The sequence below is a fragment of the Streptomyces sp. NPDC014734 genome, assembly GCF_043083325.1.
GTDB lineage: Bacteria > Actinomycetota > Actinomycetes > Streptomycetales > Streptomycetaceae > Streptomyces.
Map to the genome: position 1 here is coordinate 155433 of NZ_JBIBYN010000012.1, position 17566 is coordinate 172998.

General features: G+C 73.0%; 15 protein-coding genes. 11 read left to right on the plus strand and 4 right to left on the minus strand.

Features of this window, described 5'->3' with window-relative positions; genetic code table 11:
• Positions 1-91: 91 nt before the first annotated feature.
• The gene (locus tag ACF1CT_RS20680; RefSeq protein WP_391785341.1) at positions 92-1312 is read right to left on the minus strand and encodes an acetyl-CoA C-acetyltransferase; all 1221 of its coding nucleotides are present in this window, start codon (positions 1310-1312) and stop codon (positions 92-94) included.
• 184 nt (positions 1313-1496) lie between these two features.
• Entirely contained in the window at positions 1497-2630 is a 1134-nt protein-coding gene (locus ACF1CT_RS20685) for an SGNH/GDSL hydrolase family protein (protein WP_391785406.1), read from the minus strand.
• Positions 2631-2784: 154 nt separating this feature from the next.
• Between ACF1CT_RS20685 and ACF1CT_RS20690 the strand changes: the two genes are divergently transcribed.
• Complete coding sequence (locus tag ACF1CT_RS20690; protein ID WP_391785342.1) at positions 2785-4191, plus strand: cystathionine beta-synthase; 1407 nt, start codon at positions 2785-2787, stop codon at positions 4189-4191.
• 573 nt (positions 4192-4764) lie between these two features.
• On the opposite strand, the gene ACF1CT_RS20695 is transcribed toward ACF1CT_RS20690, so the two are convergent.
• Positions 4765-5184, minus strand: coding sequence for a hypothetical protein (locus tag ACF1CT_RS20695; protein ID WP_391785343.1), 420 nt, complete (start codon positions 5182-5184; stop codon positions 4765-4767).
• A gap of 229 nt (positions 5185-5413) precedes the next feature.
• Here ACF1CT_RS20695 and ACF1CT_RS20700 point away from each other — a divergent pair, with 229 nt between their 5' ends.
• From ACF1CT_RS20700 to hutI, 6 genes are all read left to right on the plus strand, one after another.
• The gene (locus ACF1CT_RS20700; protein WP_391785344.1) at positions 5414-6259 is read left to right on the plus strand and encodes a MurR/RpiR family transcriptional regulator; all 846 of its coding nucleotides are present in this window, start codon (positions 5414-5416) and stop codon (positions 6257-6259) included.
• A 340-nt stretch (positions 6260-6599) separates the two neighbouring features.
• Entirely contained in the window at positions 6600-7136 is a 537-nt protein-coding gene (locus ACF1CT_RS20705; protein ID WP_391785345.1) for a hypothetical protein, read from the plus strand.
• Positions 7137-7306: 170 nt separating this feature from the next.
• Positions 7307-8968, plus strand: coding sequence for a urocanate hydratase (gene hutU, locus ACF1CT_RS20710; protein WP_391785346.1), 1662 nt, complete (start codon positions 7307-7309; stop codon positions 8966-8968).
• A gap of 110 nt (positions 8969-9078) precedes the next feature.
• Positions 9079-10287 carry an allantoate amidohydrolase gene (locus tag ACF1CT_RS20715; protein WP_391785407.1) on the plus strand — a complete coding sequence of 403 codons (1209 nt, stop codon included), beginning with the start codon at positions 9079-9081 and terminating at the stop codon, positions 10285-10287.
• Positions 10278-11666 carry a formimidoylglutamate deiminase gene (locus tag ACF1CT_RS20720; protein WP_391785347.1) on the plus strand — a complete coding sequence of 463 codons (1389 nt, stop codon included), beginning with the start codon at positions 10278-10280 and terminating at the stop codon, positions 11664-11666. Before ACF1CT_RS20715 ends, ACF1CT_RS20720 begins: the two co-directional genes overlap by 10 nt.
• Before the next feature lie 74 nt (positions 11667-11740).
• Positions 11741-12913, plus strand: coding sequence for an imidazolonepropionase (gene hutI / locus ACF1CT_RS20725; protein WP_391785348.1), 1173 nt, complete (start codon positions 11741-11743; stop codon positions 12911-12913).
• Positions 12914-13046: 133 nt separating this feature from the next.
• Here the strand turns inward: hutI and ACF1CT_RS20730 are convergent, their stop codons facing one another.
• Positions 13047-14066, minus strand: coding sequence for an RNA polymerase sigma factor SigF (locus tag ACF1CT_RS20730; RefSeq protein WP_391785408.1), 1020 nt, complete (start codon positions 14064-14066; stop codon positions 13047-13049).
• A 296-nt stretch (positions 14067-14362) separates the two neighbouring features.
• Between ACF1CT_RS20730 and ACF1CT_RS20735 the strand changes: the two genes are divergently transcribed.
• From ACF1CT_RS20735 to ACF1CT_RS20750, 4 genes are all read left to right on the plus strand, one after another.
• Complete coding sequence (locus tag ACF1CT_RS20735; RefSeq protein ID WP_391785349.1) at positions 14363-14731, plus strand: STAS domain-containing protein; 369 nt, start codon at positions 14363-14365, stop codon at positions 14729-14731.
• A gap of 316 nt (positions 14732-15047) precedes the next feature.
• Positions 15048-15563, plus strand: a complete 516-nt coding sequence (locus ACF1CT_RS20740) for an ATP-binding protein (RefSeq protein ID WP_391785350.1) — start codon at positions 15048-15050, stop codon at positions 15561-15563.
• Positions 15564-15744: 181 nt separating this feature from the next.
• A complete protein-coding gene (locus tag ACF1CT_RS20745) occupies positions 15745-16413 on the plus strand; it encodes a peptidase (protein WP_391785351.1) in 669 nt (222 codons plus the stop codon).
• Positions 16414-16479: 66 nt separating this feature from the next.
• Entirely contained in the window at positions 16480-17502 is a 1023-nt protein-coding gene (locus tag ACF1CT_RS20750) for a hypothetical protein (RefSeq protein ID WP_391785352.1), read from the plus strand.
• The last annotated feature ends 64 nt before the right edge of the window (positions 17503-17566 follow it).

The window sequence follows — 17566 nt, forward strand, 5'->3', positions numbered from 1 at the left end:
CCGCTCGTGCGGGTTGTCGCGTTTCGCCTCGGTTGCGCTGCGGGCGGGTGCCGTCCTCGTGCCTCGGACGACCCCCACCCTCCGCTGCACCTCAGCTCAACCGCTCGATGACCATCGCCATGCCCTGGCCGCCGCCCACGCACATGGTCTCCAGGCCGAACTGCTTGTCGTGGAACTGGAGGCTGTTGATCAGCGTGGTGGTGATCCGGGCGCCGGTCATGCCGAAGGGGTGGCCGACGGCGATGGCACCACCGTTGACGTTGACCTTCTCCAGCGGCAGGCCGAGGTCACGGTAGGACGGGATCACCTGGGCCGCGAACGCCTCGTTGATCTCGGCCAGGTCGATGTCGTCGATCGTCAGCCCGGCGCGCTTCAGCGCCTGCTTGCTGGCCTCCACCGGGCCGTACCCCATGATCTCGGGGGAGAGGGCGGAGACGCCGGTCGAGACGATTCGGGCCAGCGGGGTCAGGCCGAGCTCCCGCGCCTTGGTGTCGGACATGATCACCAGGGCGGCGGCGCCGTCGTTCAGCGGGCAGCAGTTGCCCGCGGTGACCAGCCCGTCGGGGCGGAAGACCGGCTTCAGGCCCTGCACGCCCTCCATCGTGACGCCCGCGCGCGGGCCGTCGTCCTTCGAGACGACCGTGCCGTCCGGAGTGGTCACCGGAGTGATCTCGCGCTCCCAGAAACCCTTCCCGAGGGCCTCCTCGGCAAGGTTCTGCGAGCGGACGCCGAACTCGTCCATGTCCTGGCGGGTGACGCCCTTCAACCGGGCAAGGTTCTCCGCGGTCTGCCCCATCGCGATGTACGCGTCCGGGACCAGGCCGTCCTCGCGCGGGTCGTGCCAGCCCTCGCCGCCCTGCTCCGCGCGGGCCGCCGTACGGGCCTCGGCGTCGGCGAACAGCGGGTTGTGCGTGTCCGGCAGGCTGTCCGAGTTGCCCTTCGTGAAGCGGGACACCATCTCGACACCGGCCGAGATGAAGACGTCGCCCTCGCCCGCCTTGATCGCGTGCAGCGCCATCCGGCTCGTCTGCAGCGACGACGAGCAGTAACGGGTGACCGTACAGCCGGGAAGGTGGTCCATGCCCATCCGCACGGCGATGATGCGGCCCAGGTTGTTGCCCTGCTCGCCGCCGGGGAGGCCGCAGCCGAGCATCAGGTCGTCGATGTCCTTCGGGTCGAGCTCGGGCACCTTCGCCAGCGCGGTCCGGATGATCGTGGCGGTCAGGTCGTCCGCGCGCAGTTCCTTCAGCGAACCCTTGAAGGCCCGGCCGATGGGGGAACGGGCGGCAGAGACGATCACGGCTTCGGGCATCACGCGGCTCCATGAGGGCTGGAAGGCGGGTTCGGGCAGGTGCTGACTTGGAAGTTACCTGTACGTAGGTGCCGGGTCACCGGGCTGCGCATGTGACGCCGACCTCTTTTCTAAGCGCCCGCTCAGTCGGCTTTTCTGAACGCCCGCTCAGTCGGCGCCCGGTCGGCGGTCCGGTCGGCCGCCGTCAGTTGGCCGAGAGGTCCTGGGAGGTGCTCCGGGGTTCGTCCCGCGGCTCCGTGTGCGGTGGGACGGGGGGTCCACCGGGGGCCGCCCCCCGCTCCGCCGATCCCCGAGCCTCTCCGTCCGTGCCGCCGTCCGTCTCCGGACCCGTCTCCGGACCCGTCTCCGGGTGTGGTTGGGGCTCCGTGCTCGCGGGCAGGCGCCGCCGCCTGCGGTGCTTGAGGAGGGCCCAGGGCGCCCGGGCCCCCGTGACCTCCGTACCGGCCTCGTCGGCCGCCTGGGAGGCCGCCTGGGCCACCGGCAGCATGTCCTCGCGCCGGGCACCGTCCAGGTGGTCGGACTCCGGCCAGAGCCCCAGCACCGCACAGAGCGTCGGCAGCACCGCCATCGCCGCCGTGGCGTACCCCTCCGCCGAAGGGTGGTAGTTGTCAGGTCCGAACAGCTCCCGCGGGTTCGCCTCGAACTCCGGCCCCAGCAGGTCGCTCAGCGACACCGTGCGCCCGCCCTGCTCCACCGCCCCGATCGTCTGCGCCGCGGCCAACTGCCGGCTCACCCGGCGGGCCAGCCAGCGCAGCGGTTGGTAGACCGGCTCGATCGTGCCGAGATCCGGGCACGTGCCGACCACCACCTCCGAGCCCGCGGTGCGCAGCCTGCGTACCGCGGTGGTCAGGCAGCGGACCGAATGGGTCGCGGGGATCCGGTGCGTCACATCGTTCGCCCCGATCATGATCACGCAGACGTCGGGTGCGGCGGACGGGTCGGCGAGCAACAGCGACACCTGCCGCTCCAGATCGTCCGAGCGGGCCCCGGGCCGTGCCACGATGCGCAGGTCCACCGGCCGCTCGGACACCGCCGCGAGCCCCGAGGCGAGCAGCGCCCCCGGCGTCTGTCCGGCCCGGCGCACGCCCTGCCCGGCGGCCGTCGAGTCTCCCAGCAGCCCTAGTCGCAGCGGCTCGGCGGGACCGGCGAACGCCACCCCGTACCGTCCGTCCGCGCTCGGCGGGACCGGTGCGATCCCGCCGCCCACGTGCCGTTTCGCCAGGTGGACCTCCGTCAGCAGTACGCCCACCGTCGCCGCACCGATCAGTCCGATGCCGCCGCCGCCGTAGGCCGCTCCCGCCGCGATCCGCCGTGCCACTCTCGCCCTCGACACAGTCCGGTCCACCTCTCGTCGCCGTCCCGCCGTACATACAGCTAACTGCCCCGCGCGGACCGCTGCTCAATCGCTTCGCCCGATCTCCCGCCCGTACGCATACGCTTGCCGCACCATTACGGAGACCCCGGAGTACACGGTGCAATTCCACGATTCGATGATCAGTCTCGTAGGCAATACCCCGCTGGTGAGGCTGCGCAGTGTCACGGCCGGTATCCAGGCGACGGTCCTGGCCAAGGTCGAGTACTTCAACCCCGGTGGATCGGTCAAGGACCGCATCGCCCTGCGCATGATCGAGGCCGCCGAGCAGAGCGGCGAGCTCCGGCCCGGCGGCACGATCGTCGAGCCGACCAGCGGCAACACGGGCGTCGGCCTGGCGATCGTCGCCCAGCAGAAGGGTTACAAGTGCATTTTCGTCTGCCCGGACAAGGTGTCCACGGACAAGATCAATGTGCTGCGCGCCTACGGTGCCGAGGTCGTCGTCTGCCCGACGGCCGTCGACCCCGAACACCCCGACTCGTACTACAACGTCTCCGACCGGCTGGTCCGTGAGACGCCGGGAGCCTGGAAGCCCGACCAGTACTCCAACCCGAACAACCCGCGCTCGCACTACGAGACCACCGGTCCGGAGCTGTGGGAGCAGACCGACGGGAAGATCACCCACTTCGTGGCGGGGGTCGGCACCGGCGGCACGATCAGCGGCACCGGCCGCTATCTGAAGGAGATCAGCGACGGCGCGGTGAAGATCGTCGGCGCGGACCCGGAGGGATCCGTCTACTCCGGCGGGTCCGGGCGCCCGTACCTCGTCGAGGGCGTCGGCGAGGACTTCTGGCCGACCGCCTACGACCGGACGGTCACCGACGAGATCGTCCCCGTGTCCGACAAGGACTCCTTCCAGATGACCCGCCGTCTCGCGAAGGAGGAGGGCCTGCTGGTCGGCGGCTCCTGCGGGATGGCGGTCGTCGCCGCCCTGGAGGTCGCGAAGCGGCTGGGCCCGGACGACGTCGTCGTGGTCCTGCTGCCGGACAGCGGGCGCGGCTACCTCAGCAAGATCTTCAACGACGAGTGGATGGCCGACTACGGCTTCCTGGAGGACGCCGGCCCGTCGGCCCGGGTCGGGGACGTGCTCGACGACAAGGACGGCCCGATCCCGACCCTCGTCCACATGCACCCCGAGGAGACCGTCGGCGAGGCGATCGAGGTGCTGCGCGAGTACGGCGTCTCGCAGATGCCGATCGTGAAGCCGGGCGCGGGCCACCCGGACGTGATGGCCGCCGAGGTCGTCGGCTCGGTGGTGGAGCGGGAGCTGCTGAACGCGCTGTTCGGCCAGCGGGCCTCGCTCTCCGACCCGCTGGAGAAGCACATGTCGCCGCCGCTGCCCCAGGTCGGTTCCGGCGAACCGGTCGAGGACCTGATGGCGGTGCTCGGCGGGACGAACGCGGCGGACGCGGCGATCGTGCTGGTGGAGGGCAAGCCGAAGGGCGTGGTCAGCAGGCAGGACCTGCTGGCGTTCCTGGCGAAGGACGCGGCGGCCGGCAAGGCGTAACGCCCGTACGCGGGTCCGGGCGTTCCCGGGCCCGCGTCGTGCACGCGCCGGGCCCGGGCCCGGGCGAGGCCGCGTGGGTCGTGCGGGGCCGTGCGGGGCGGGCCGACGGGCCCTCCGGCTTCGCGAAAACGGTACGAGCGCGACACATGCGCGCAGCACCGGCTTAACACGGGTCCGGCACATTGAGGGGTGTCGGCCGGGAAACCCGCCGACACCCGATACGGCGACACGGACTACGGAGCGGCTCCCGGACCTCCCTCGTCGCCCGGACGCGGTGACCGGCCCTGACCCGGACCGCGTCCTCGCGGGGACCGCCGTCGTCCCGCCCCCCGGGAGACCGGGGGTGCGGCGGTCCCCGCGCCGCTTTCCTCACCCCGTCGCGCCGTCATCCCGTCATCCCGTCGTCCTGTCGTCCGCGCGCCGTCCCGGGCCGCCCGGCCTTCCTGCGGCCTGACGTCCTCCCGCCGTCCCGGGCCGCCCGGCCGGGCACGTGACCGCCCTGACCGCCCCGGCCGTCTCGGCCACCATGGCTGTGTCAACTGTCTCTGCTGCCGCAACCGCCCCTGCCGTGTCTCAGTCGTCCCAGTCGGACTTCGGGGACCCGGGGCGGCGCTGGAACCAGGGCCAGTCGCGGGCCGCGTACACGGCGTTGATGCCGAGAATGCTCAGCCAGACGATGACCAGGCCCTCGGTGTGGGCGGTCGCGGTGGCGATCGCCGACAGCGGGATCGCCAGGATCAGCGAGATGATCCCGAAGCCGTAGCGTTCCCCGAAGCCTCCCAGGGGCTGCGGCTGACGCGCGCCCCTGGCGACGTTCACCTGCTGCTCGGCGAGGTGGCGCCTGACGCGTCGGTCGAGCGTGGTGTCGAGCCGCTGCTCGACCTTCTCCAGAAACGACTCGACGAGCGCGGACTCGTAATCCGAACCCAGCTCGTTGCGGGCGTGCAGGGTGGCATCGAGCTCGCTCTTGAGCTCCGGGTCTCCGGCTTTCATACCCTCCACGCTACGAATCGACGGCCTCGTGTGCAGTGGGGCTATCCCCCTCCTTTCCCCGGGGGGCCGCCTCCCGGAGGAACCCGCCGGCGGGGTGCGGGCCCCGTCGTCGACACCGCACGGCGTGGTCCCCGCCGTCGACATTGCATATGGACATGCAGACATCGTGCTGGCTGAATGGATCTGTCGGCGCCGGAGCGTGGTGCGACGGATCTACCGAGGGGACAGCATGAGCGGGAGCAGCCCGGCCGCGCGGTTGCAGCAGCTCTTCGAGGGGCGTCGGCTCACACCCACCCAGCGGCGTATCGCCCACTGGATGGTGCGCAGGGCCGGGGACGCCCCGTTCCTGTCGAGCGTGGAACTTGCCGAACTCGCGGGGGTGAGCCAGCCGTCCGTCACCCGGTTCGCCGTGGCGCTCGGCTTCGACGGCTACCCGGCGCTGCGCAGGCACCTGCGCGAGGTGGCCCCCGCCGGGGCCGCACCGGACGGCGGGGACGACGCGCGCAACGAGTACCAGCAGGCCGTGCTCGGAGAGATCGAGAACCTGCGGCACCTCGCCGAACTGCTCGCCGACCCCGCGCCGGTCGAGCGTGCGGGCAGGCTGCTGGCGGCCTCGCGGCCACTGCCGGTCCTCGGGCTGCGGGCCGCCTCCTCGCAGGCGCGCGGCTTCGGATACTTCGCGGCCAAGGTCCACCCCGACGTCCGGGTGCTCGACGAGGGCGGCAGCATGCTGCACGACCGGATCGACGCCGCACGCCGGGCGGGCGCCACGGCGCTGATCTGTTTCGCGCTGCCCCGGCACCCGAAGGAGGTCGTCGACGCGCTCGCGTACGCGCGGGAGCAGGGGATGAGCGTCGTCTCGGTCGCGGACTCCGCGTTCGCGCCCGTGGCCAAGCACAGCGATCTGCTGATCCCGGCCGCGGTCGGCACCGGGCTCGCCTTCGACACCGCGTGCGCGCCCATGCTGCTGGGCCGGGTGCTGCTGGAGGCGATGTGCGACCACCTGCCCGACGCGCAGGCGAGGCTGGAGGAGTTCGACGCCCGAGCGGCGGCGCGCGGCCTGTTCGTCGACTGAGGTCCTCGGCGCCGGACCGTCCGCCGGTCGGGGCGCGTACCGGGTCCCGGACAACGGCGCGGTGCCGGAACCGCTGCCGGGGACGGGTGCGGAGCTGCCGGGTGGGGCCGGGACGCTCCGGTCCGGTTCGGGACGGGCCCCGAGGAGGCCCGTGCCCGGCCGGAGCCGTCCCGCACCGTTCTCCGTGATTCTCAGGCGCCGCTCATCTGCGACCACTAGCCTCCGGGCCCGGAACACCGGAACGCCGGGTCATCGGTACGCCGGAGGGCCGCGGTGGGAGCCGTGGAGAGAGAGGGGTACGGACGTGGGGCGCGGGCGCGGAACACAGTCGTTGGCGAGGGTGGCCGTGATCGTACGGGCCGGGGCCGCACCCCTGTGGTGGCCCGGCCTGCTCGCGGCGGGGACCGGCGCACTGGTGCCGGGGCTCACCGGGCGCCGGATCGGGCTGCTCGCCGGTGCGGCGCTCTTCCTGATCACCGCCGTCGCGGTGGCGTCGGCACGCCGCCGCCGGTACGCGGCACTGGCCGGGGCCGCCACCCGCGCCGGACGCTCCGACTTCCTCCAGGACCGGGCCGTGACCGTGCGCGACTGGCGGCGCGCGCACCGGTGGTGGCTGCTCGGGGCGTTCCTGGTGGCGGTGGCGAGCGCCCCGCTGCTGCCCGGGGCCGGCGGGCTGGTGCTCGCCGGGGCCGGGGCCGGGCTCTGGGCCAAGTCCGTCGTGATCGGGCAGCGCGAGCGGCGCGACGACGTTCTGTACTGGGTGCGGGCCGACCGGGCCGAGCGCGGGCGGCCCGTGGGCAAACAGGTGACGGAGTACCGGACGACCGGCCCGATGGCGGGGGACGCCGCACCGGGCGGGGCCCGGCGCCGGGGCTGAGGGCCCGCCCGTCCACCTCGGTCCGAGGCCGCCCGACGGGCTCCGAGGCCGGCCCCCTCCCGGTACCGCCCGCGGCGCGTTCCCGCCGGTGCCGGCGAGGGGCTGTTGACTACGAGTATTCAGAACCTCAGGATGTGAATAGGAGACGTCAGCAGCGAGGAGACACCGCCATGTCAGGACCCCGCCCCGTACGGGCACCGCGCGGTACGGAACTGAGCACCCTGGGATGGCAGCAGGAGGCCGCCCTGCGCATGCTGCAGAACAACCTGGACCCCGAGGTCGCCGAACACCCCGACAAGCTCGTCGTCTACGGCGGCACCGGGAAGGCGGCCCGGGACTGGCGCTCGTTCGACGCGATGGTGCGCACCCTGCGGACGCTCAAGCAGGACGAGACGATGCTCGTCCAGTCCGGGCGCCCGGTGGGCGTCATGCAGACGCACGAGTGGGCGCCGCGGGTCCTGATCGCCAACTCCAACCTGGTCGGCGACTGGGCGAACTGGGAGGAGTTCCGCCGCCTGGAGGCGCTCGGACTCACCATGTACGGCCAGATGACCGCCGGCTCCTGGATCTACATCGGCACCCAGGGCATCCTCCAGGGCACCTACGAGACCTTCGCCGCCGTCGCCGCGAAGAAGTTCGGCGGGACGCTGGCCGGCACCATCACCCTCACCGCGGGACTCGGCGGTATGGGCGGTGCCCAGCCGCTCGCCGTGACCATGAACGACGGCGTCGCGATCTGCGTCGACTGCGACCCGCGCGCCATCGAGCGCCGGATCGAGCACCGCTACCTGGACGTGCGCGCCGACTCCCCGGAACACGCGCTCCAGCTCGCCACCGAGGCCCGGGACGCCCGCAGGCCGCTCTCCATCGGCCTGCTCGGCAACGCGGCGGAGGTGCTGCCGCGGATGCTCGCCGAGGGCGCGCCGATCGACATCGTCACCGACCAGACAAGTGCGCACGATCCGCTCGCGTACCTCCCGATCGGTGTCGACTTCGACGACATGGCCGCCCGCGCCGCCAAGGACCCGGCGGGGTTCACCACCCGGGCGCGGGAGTCGATGGCCCGGCACGTCGAGGCGATGGTCGGCTTCATGGACGCCGGTGCCGAGGTCTTCGACTACGGCAACTCGATCCGCGGCGAGGCGCAACTCGCCGGATATGGGCGGGCGTTCGCCTTCCCCGGCTTCGTCCCCGCCTATATCCGCCCGCTCTTCTGCGAAGGCCGGGGCCCCTTCCGCTGGGCCGCGCTGTCCGGCGAGGCGTCCGACATCCACAAGACCGACAAGGCGATCCTCGACCTCTTCCCGGAGAACGAGTCGCTGCGCCGCTGGATCACCATGGCCGGTGAACGCGTCCACTTCCAGGGGCTGCCCGCCCGGATCTGCTGGCTCGGCTACGGCGAGCGTGACAGGGCGGGGGAGCGGTTCAACGACATGGTCGCCTCCGGCGAACTCGCCGCCCCGCTGGCGATCGGCCGCGACCACCTCGACTGCGGCTCGGTGGCCTCCCCGTACCGGGAGACCGAGGCCATGCGCGACGGCTCCGACGCCATCGCCGACTGGCCGCTGCTGAACGCCATGGTCAACGTCGCGTCCGGCGCGTCCTGGGTCTCCCTCCACCACGGCGGCGGTGTCGGTATGGGCCGCTCCATCCACGCCGGACAGGTGACCGTCGCCGACGGCACGCCGCTGGCGGGCGAGAAGATCCGCCGGGTGCTCACCAACGACCCCGGCATGGGCGTCATCCGGCACGTCGACGCCGGGTACGACATCGCCGAGTCGGTCGCGGCGGACAAGGGCGTGCGCGTGCCGATGACGGAGGGCGACCAGTGAGCGCGCGTCCCGGCGCCGTCCCGCCGACGGGCACGACCGGGGGAGTCCCGGCGGATACCGGCGCGCGGGCGACCGGCGGGGCCCGGGGCGTCGCGCCGTCGTTCCACGGCATGTGGCGCGAGCTGCTCCCGGTCGGCCGGCACCCGGACAGCGGCGGCTACCGCCGCTATGCCTGGACCGGCGCCGACGCCGACTGCCGTGCCTGGTTCCGGACCCAGGCCGAGGCGCGCGGCCTCACCTACGAGACCGACCGGAACGGCAACCAGTGGGCCTGGCTCGGCGACCCGCTGGCCGGAAACGCCGTCGTCACCGGATCACACCTGGACTCCGTACCGGACGGCGGAGCCTTCGACGGGCCGCTCGGCGTCATCTCCTCCTTCGCCGCCCTCGACGAACTCCTGCGCAGAGAAGTCGAGTTCACCCGGCCGCTGGCCATCACGAACTTCGGCGACGAGGAGGGGGCCCGCTTCGGGCTCGCCTGCGTGGGCTCCCGGCTCGCCGCCGGGCAGCTCACCGTCGAGGCGGCACACCGCCTCCGCGACGGCGACGGCATCACCCTCCCGCAGGCCATGGAGGCCGCCGGACACGACCCGGACGCGATCGGCCCCGACCCCGAACGGCTCGCCCGGATCGGCGCGTTCGTCGAACTCCACGTCGAGCAGGGACGGGCCCTCGACCTCACCGGCGACCCCGTCGGCATCGCCTCCGCGATCTGGCCGCACGGACGCTGGAGGTTCGACTTCCGCGGAGAGGCCAACCACGCCGGCACCACCCGGCTCGCCGACCGGCGCGACCCGATGCTCACCTACGCCGAGACCGTGCTCGCCGCCCGCCGCGAGGCCGAACTCGTCGGCGCCCTCGCCACCTTCGGCAAGGTCGCCGTCGAGCCCAACGGCGTCAACGCCATCCCCTCCCTCGTCCGCGGCTGGCTCGATTCCCGCGCCGCCGACCAGGACCGCCTGGACGCCGTGGTCGCCGGCGTCGAGCGGGCCGCCCGGGAACACGCCGAACGGGCCGGGATCGACCTCGACGTCGTACGGGAGTCCTTCACCCCCGTCGTGGAGTTCGAGCACGCCCTGCGCGACGAACTCGGCACGATCCTCGCGGACCGGGGCGACGGCCGGCGCGCCGTGCCCGTCCTCGGGACCGGCGCCGGACACGACGCGGGTATTTTGTCCGCCTCGGTCCCCACCGCCATGCTGTTCGTACGGAACCCCACCGGGATCTCGCACTCGCCGGCCGAACACGCCGCCGAGGACGACTGCGCGGCCGGGGTGATCGCACTCGCCGACGTACTGGAGGGTCTCGCGTGCCGCTGACGACGGAGCCGGAAGGCCACCGGCCCCCCACCACGACGTACTGGCTGTCCCACGCCTGGCTCGGCACCCATGTCGAGCCGGGCGTCGCCCTCGACGTGTCCGGCGGGAACATCGCGGGCGTCCGCACCGGGGTCGCCACCCCGCCGCCGGGCGCCACCGTGCTGCGCGGGCTCACCCTCCCCGGACTCGCCAACACCCATTCGCACGCCTTCCACCGCGCACTCCGCTCCACCGTCCAGGTCGGCTCCGGCACCTTCTGGACCTGGCGCGAGACCATGTACCAGGTCGCCTCCCGGCTCACCCCGGACTCCTACCACGACCTCGCCCGCGCGGTGTACGCCGAAATGGCCCTTGCCGGTATCACCGCCGTCGGCGAATTCCACTACCTGCACCACGCGCCGGGCGGCACGCCGTACGCCGACCCCAACGCGATGGGCGAGGCACTGATCGCGGCGGCGGCCGAGGCCGGAATCCGGATCACACTGCTCGACACCGCCTACCTCGCCGCCGGATTCGGCACCCGACCCGGGCAATACCGGGAACCCGACCGCCACCAGCGGCGCTTCTTCGACGTCACCGCGGACGCCTGGGCCGAACGCGCCTCCCTCCTCAAGGGCGGCGACCACGCCCTGATCGGCGCGGCCGTCCACTCCGTGCGCGCGGTGCCCGCCGAACAGCTCGCCACCGTGGCCGCCTGGGCCCGCGAGCGGCAGGCCCCGCTCCACGTCCACCTCTCCGAGCAGCCCGCCGAGAACGAGGCGTGCCTCGCCGTCCACGGCCGCACCCCCGCCCGGCTCCTCGCCGATCACGGGGTGCTCGGCCCCCGCACCACCGGCATCCACAACACCCACCTCACCGGCGAGGACATCGCCCTGCTCGGCTCCTCGGGGACCGGCACCTGCATGTGCCCCACCACCGAACGCGACCTCGCCGACGGAATCGGCCCGGCGCTCGCCCTCCAGCGGGCCGGCTCGCCGCTCTCCCTCGGCAGCGACAGCCACGCCGTGATCGACCTCTTCGAGGAGGCACGGGCGATGGAACTCGACGAACGGCTGCGCACCAGGACCCGCGGCCACTGGACGGCCGCCGCCCTGCTGCGCGCCGCGACCGCCGACGGGCACGCCGCGCTCGGCCGCCCCGGGGCGGGCGTCCTCGAACCCGGTGCCCCCGCCGATCTGACGACCGTCGCCCTGGACTCCGTCAGAACGGCGGGACCGGTACCTCGGCTGGCCGCCGAGACCGTCGTCTTCGCCGCCTCCGCGGCGGATGTGCGGCACACGGTCGTGGCGGGGCGGCACATCGTCCGGGACGGCCGGCACACGCTGGTCGAGGACGTCCCCGGAGCGCTGGCCCGGGCCATCTCCGCGCTGCACCGCTGAGAGCCTGTCGCACGGCGTCCCGCACCGCCGTCGGCCCACTCCGCAAGCCCCCACCGAAGGAGAGCAGTCCCCCGATGACGACGACCGCCATCACCAACATCGCCGGCCTGGTCACCAACGACCCCTCCCTCGGCACGGATTCACCCCTGGGCCTGATCCGGGACGCGGCCGTCGTCATCGAGGACGACCGGATCGTCTGGACCGGTGATTCAGGCAAAGCACCCGCCACCGACAACGCCGTCGACGCGGGCGGCCGGGCCGCGATCCCCGGCTTCGTCGACTCCCACTCGCACCTCGTGTTCGCGGGCGACCGCACCGAGGAGTTCAACGCCCGGATGTCGGGCCGCTCCTACAGCGCGGGCGGCATCAGGACCACGGTCGCCGCCACCCGCGCCGCCACCGACGACGCACTCTCCGCCAACGTCGCCCGCTACCTCGCCGAGGCGCTGCGCCAGGGCACCACCACCTTCGAGACCAAGTCCGGCTACGGCCTCACCGTCGAGGACGAGGCCCGCGCCCTGCGCGTCGCCGCCCGGCACACCGAGGAGATCACCTACCTCGGCGCCCACATCGTCCCCCCGGAGTACGCCGACGACCCGGCCGGCTACGTCGACCTGGTCACCGGGCCGATGCTCGACGCCTGTGCCCCGTACGCCCGTTGGGTGGACGTCTTCTGCGAACGGGGCGCCTTCGACGGCGACCAGGCCCGCGCCGTCCTCACCGCGGGCCGTGCCAGGGGCCTGCACCCGCGGGTCCACGCCAACCAGCTCGGCCACGGGCCCGGCGTCCTGCTCGCCGTCGAACTCGACGCCGCCTCCGCCGACCACTGCACCCACCTCACCGACGCCGACGTGGACGCCCTGGCCCAGGGGAACACCGTCGCCACCCTGCTCCCCGGCGCCGAGTTCTCCACCCGCGCCGCCTGGCCCGACGCCCGCCGCCTCCTCGACGCGGGCGCCACCGTCGCCCTGTCCACCGACTGCAACCCGGGCTCGTCGTTCACGTCCTCCCTGCCCTTCTGCATCGCCCTCGCCGTGCGGGACATGGGCATGACCCCGGACGAGGCGGTGTGGTCCGCCACCGCGGGCGGCGCCGCGGCGCTGCGGCGTACGGACATCGGCCGGATCGCCCCCGGCGCCCGGGCCGACCTGGTCCTCCTCGACGCCCCCAGCCACGTCCACCTCGCCTACCGGCCGGGAGTCCCGCTGACCCACGCCGTCTGGCGGCGCGGCACACGCGTCGTCTGAGAGCCCGCCGGGTGACCTCTGGGCGCGCCCCGGGCCGCCGGGCCGCGGCCCGTACCGGGCACGCGGAAGGACCCGCCCCCGGGGCGGGTTCTTCCGCGTCGTGCTCGTGGCGCGCCGCGCGTGCGGCGTCCGCTCATTCCTCCAGCATCAGGCCCCTGCGGAGTTTGACCAGCGTGCGCGAGAGCAGCCGTGACACGTGCATCTGGGAGATGCCCAGTTCCTCACCGATCTCCGACTGCGTCATGTTGGCGACGAACCGGAGCGAGAGGATCGTGCGGTCGCGACGGGGCAGCGAGGCGATCAGCGGCTTCAGGGACTCGACGTACTCGATGCCCTCCAGCCCGTGGTCCTCGTAGCCGATGCGGTCCGACAGGGCGCCCTCGTGCTCGTCCTCCTCGGGCTTGGCGTCCAGCGAGCTCGCGGTGTACGCGTTGCTCGCGGCCATGCCCTCGACGACCTCGTCACGGGTGAGGCCGAGGCGGTCGGCGAGCTCGCCCACGGTGGGTGAACGATCCAGCTGCTGGGCGAGCTCGTCGCCCGCCTTGGCCAGGTCGAGCCGCAGTTCCTGAAGCCGGCGCGGGACGCGCACGGACCAACTGGTGTCGCGGAAGAAGCGCTTGATCTCGCCGACGATGGTCGGCATCGCGAACGTCGGGAACTCCACGCCCCGGCTGAGCTCGAAGCGGTCGATCGCCTTGATCAGGCCGATGGTGCCGACCTGGACGATGTCCTCCATCGGCTCGCTGCGGGAGCGGAACCGGGAGGCGGCGAACTTGACAAGGGCCAGGTTCAGTTCGACGAGGGTGTTGCGGACGTACGCGTACTCGTGGGTGCCCTCCTCAAGGGATTCGAGTCGCGCGAAGAGCGTCTTCGACAGGGCCCTGGCGTCCAGCGGCTCCACCTCGTCGAAGGGCGGGATCTCGGGAAGTCCTTCGAGCCCCTCGGGGACGCGGTGGGAGGTGGCGGACGCGTGGTCCGCGCGGTCGGCGCCGTTGCCGTCGACGGCGTCCACCAGGGTGATGGTGCCGGTGCTGCTGTTGCTGCTGCGGGTGCCGTTCGCGGCGTCCGCGGCAGGGGAGTCTGAGTGGGTCAGTCCCTCAGGACGTGCTGACGTCGCGTCGGGGGTACGCGTTCCGTCGAGCCGGGGTGACATGGTCTCCTCCATCGTTCTCGGCATATGGCTGCCGATGCCCATACGTGTTCCTGCGGTGAAGCGGCGCCTCCGAAGCCGGCCGTGGTTTTGGGTGTCCCTCTACCCTTACCCGGTTCGGATGGAGAGTTACAAGCGCCAATTGTTGCGGTATGTCCGGTTTGTTGAGGTCTTCGGCTACCACGTGGCCTACGGAACGCGTACTGTTTCCAGGACGTCAGCGACGACTACGACGAATCCGTGCACGCGGGGACGCGGGCAGTGACGCGGGCAGCGACGAGCGGTGAAGAGGGACGGGCATGGACCGCGGGACGGTCGGCAGTGCGGGCCGGGGTCGACTTCAGGTCGAGACCCGTACCGAGGGGCGCAGCGAGGTCGTGACGCCGGTGGGTGAGCTGGACCACCACACGGCCGATCTGTTGCGGGAACCCCTGGAGAGCGCGGTCGAGCAGGGGCGGGCGCGCCTGGTGGTCGACTGCTCCCGACTCGAATTCTGCGATTCCACCGGGCTCAATGTGCTGCTCGGTGCCCGCCTCAAGGCGGAGGCGGCCGGGGGAGGGGTCCATTTGGCGGGGATGCTGCCGACGGTGGCTCGGGTCTTCGAAATCACCGGGGCCGAGGCGGTCTTCACCGTCCACGACTCCCTGGACGCCGCCCTGGAGACGTGATCGTGGGGGTTCCGCGCGGCCTCGCCGGTCTCAGGGCCGGCCGGGTGCCCCCTGGCCGGGCGGCCACGTCCTGGCACGCACGCTTTCCGGCCGAGGACCGCCCGACGGGCTCTCAGGTGTTGCTCTCGTCACGCGGACCGCTTGGACGAAGTGGGTGTTGTCGCGATTCGGCCGGGCAGAAGACATCCGGCGGGACGCTGCGCGACCTCCGTCACCGCAGGGCCGGAGGGCCTTGTTCGTGTGTGCTGTATCCGTACGTGGTCTGTACTTGTAACTGTTCGATGGCGACATGGTGAATCGGTGAGGTGAAGCGCTGATGAGCACCACCCGGCAGCATCCGCCGGGCGACCGCGGCCGTGAGCCGGAGGGTGCCGGTGTGGACGCGGACGCGGACGCCGGTGCGGCCTCCTGCCAACCGGCCGAGCGGCAGTGGCGCACGTTGTCGCTGCGGGGTGTCGCCGGTGTCGTGCCGACGGCCCGGGACTTCGCCCGCCAGGCGCTCCACGCCTGGGGCTGGCTCCCCGCGTCGAGCGCGGACGGGCGGGCCGCCGCCGAGGACGTCCTGCTGGTCGTCTCCGAACTGGTCACCAACGCCTGCCTGCACGCGAACGGCCCGGAGGAACTGCGCATCTCCTGCGCGGCGAAGGTGCTGCGGGTGGAGGTCGTCGACGCGGGCGCGGGCCAGCCCGCGCCGCGCACGCCGCACCGGGCCGGACGGCCCGGCGGGCACGGCATGTTCATCGTGCAGCGGCTCTGTCTGGACTGGGGCGTCCTGCGGACGCCGGGCCGTCCCGGCAAAACCGTCTGGGCGGAGCTGGCGGCCCCCGCGTAGGGACCCCGGGGCGGAGCCCCCCGCACGCACACCCGTGGAGCGCGCCGGATCGGCGCGCTCTTTGTCTTCCCTCCACAGGGCCCCGGGCGTACCTTGAGCGCCGATCTGATGTGTCGTCAGTAACGTGCGTCGGGTGCGAGACGACGGTGTGCGGCGACTCCCGTCATGAGGGGGAACCAAGGTGTCCTACCGGAAGCGAACAGCTCTCGCGCTGGCGTCCGCGCTGGCGGGCACGGCGGTGCTGATGGCCGCGCCCGCCGCCCACGCCGCGGTCGTGGACGTCGACTACCAGTGCAAGACCCCGATCGGTGACAAGGGCGCCGTGTCACCCATCGACATCAAGGGCGTGAAGAGCGGCGGCGGCTACAAGCTCACGATGTCCTTCCAGAAGGGGGTCTCGTCCAGCCCCGTCGAACTCGGCAAGGGGGCGATGAACCCCAGCGCCGTGATCGAGGTGGGCGGCGCGGACCAGGGAAAGGTCCAGGTGTCCGGCCCGCCGAACGCCGCCGCGATCCCCGCCAACACCCCCATCAGGATCGGGGACCTGACGGGCACGTACACCCCGAGGAAGAGCGGCGCGGTCGACTTCACCGCCGGTGTCCTCACCATCAAGGCGCTCGGCACGACCACGACCTGCACCCCGTCCAACAAGCCGGGGCCCTCGCTCCGACTCGACGTGGTGACGGCGGGCGGCACGCGGAGCACCCCGGACACCGGCGGACAGCTGCCGAAGACCGGACCGCTCGATTCGGCCGTGGCGCTCGGCATGCTCGGCGGCACGGTGCTGCTGACCGGCGCGGCGGGGGTGCTCTGGCTGACCAGGCGCGGGCAGGAGGCCGTCGGCGAGTAGGGCGAACGCCCCGGTCCGGAGAGGGGCCCCGTTGGCCAGCCGTCGTCACGTACCAGGGAGCCGCCCATGCAGTCGCCGACCGGCCGCCCGGCCCGACTCGCCCTCGTCGTGCTGCTGTTGGCCTTCGCCATGACCCCGGTGGCCGCTGCCGCCGACCGGGCGCCGAAGCCCGCGCCGACGACGCCCCGGAGCCCCGGCACCTGGACGGCACGGCCCGCCGCGGGCGGTACCGGGAAGGACGCGGGCGGCACCGGGAAGGACGCGGGCAGGCCGTCCTTCTACCTGGAGGGGCCGCCCGGCACCGTCCTGCAGGACCGGCTCTCCGTCACCAACCCCGGTACGGCCCCGGTCACCGTACGGCTGAGCGGCGCCGACGCGCCCGGCACGAAGGACGGCGGGACCGGGGCCTGGCTGCGGACCGCGGTAACGGAGCTGACCGTGCCGCCCCGCACCCGCGCCGACGTGCCGTTCTCCGTCACGGTGCCGGTGGGCGCGCCGCCCGGTGACCGTTCCGGCGCGATCGTCGTGCGGAGCGGCGACCGCTCGGTCGACGTACGGGTACGGCTGCGGGTCGGCGGGCCGACGCTGGCGGCGCTCACCGTCGAGGACGTCACCGTGTCCGGGCGGACCATCCACTACACGCTGGTCAACCGCGGCAACACCGCCCTGACCCCGCGGATCACCGTCGGCGCCGACGGCGCGTTCGGGTCACTGCTGCGCCGGAAGGCCCGGACCCTGCCGGTCGAACTGCGGCCCGGACAGCGCGTCGGGCTCACCGAACCGTGGCGGGACGTCCCGGCCCTCGACTCGGTGACGGTACGGCTGCGCGTCACGGCGGCGGGCGGCGCGCACGGCGAGGCGACGGCCCACGCGGTCTTCGTCCCGTGGGTTCCGGTGACCGGCGGGGCGCTGCTGCTCCTGGCCACCGCGGTCGCGGGGGCGTTCGGACACCGGCGCAGGCGCGCACGCGCCCGGCCGACCGGTGGGAACGGGCCGTCGGCACACGTCGACGGGGTGCCCGGTCGGGCCTCCGGAGGCCGACAACGCTCCGACACACGGCACTTGGTGAAGGCGGGAGGGGAATCGTGACGGGACGGGCCGGATCGGGGACACCCGGGCGGGAGGTTCGCCGCGACGGCGGCTGTCGCGGCGG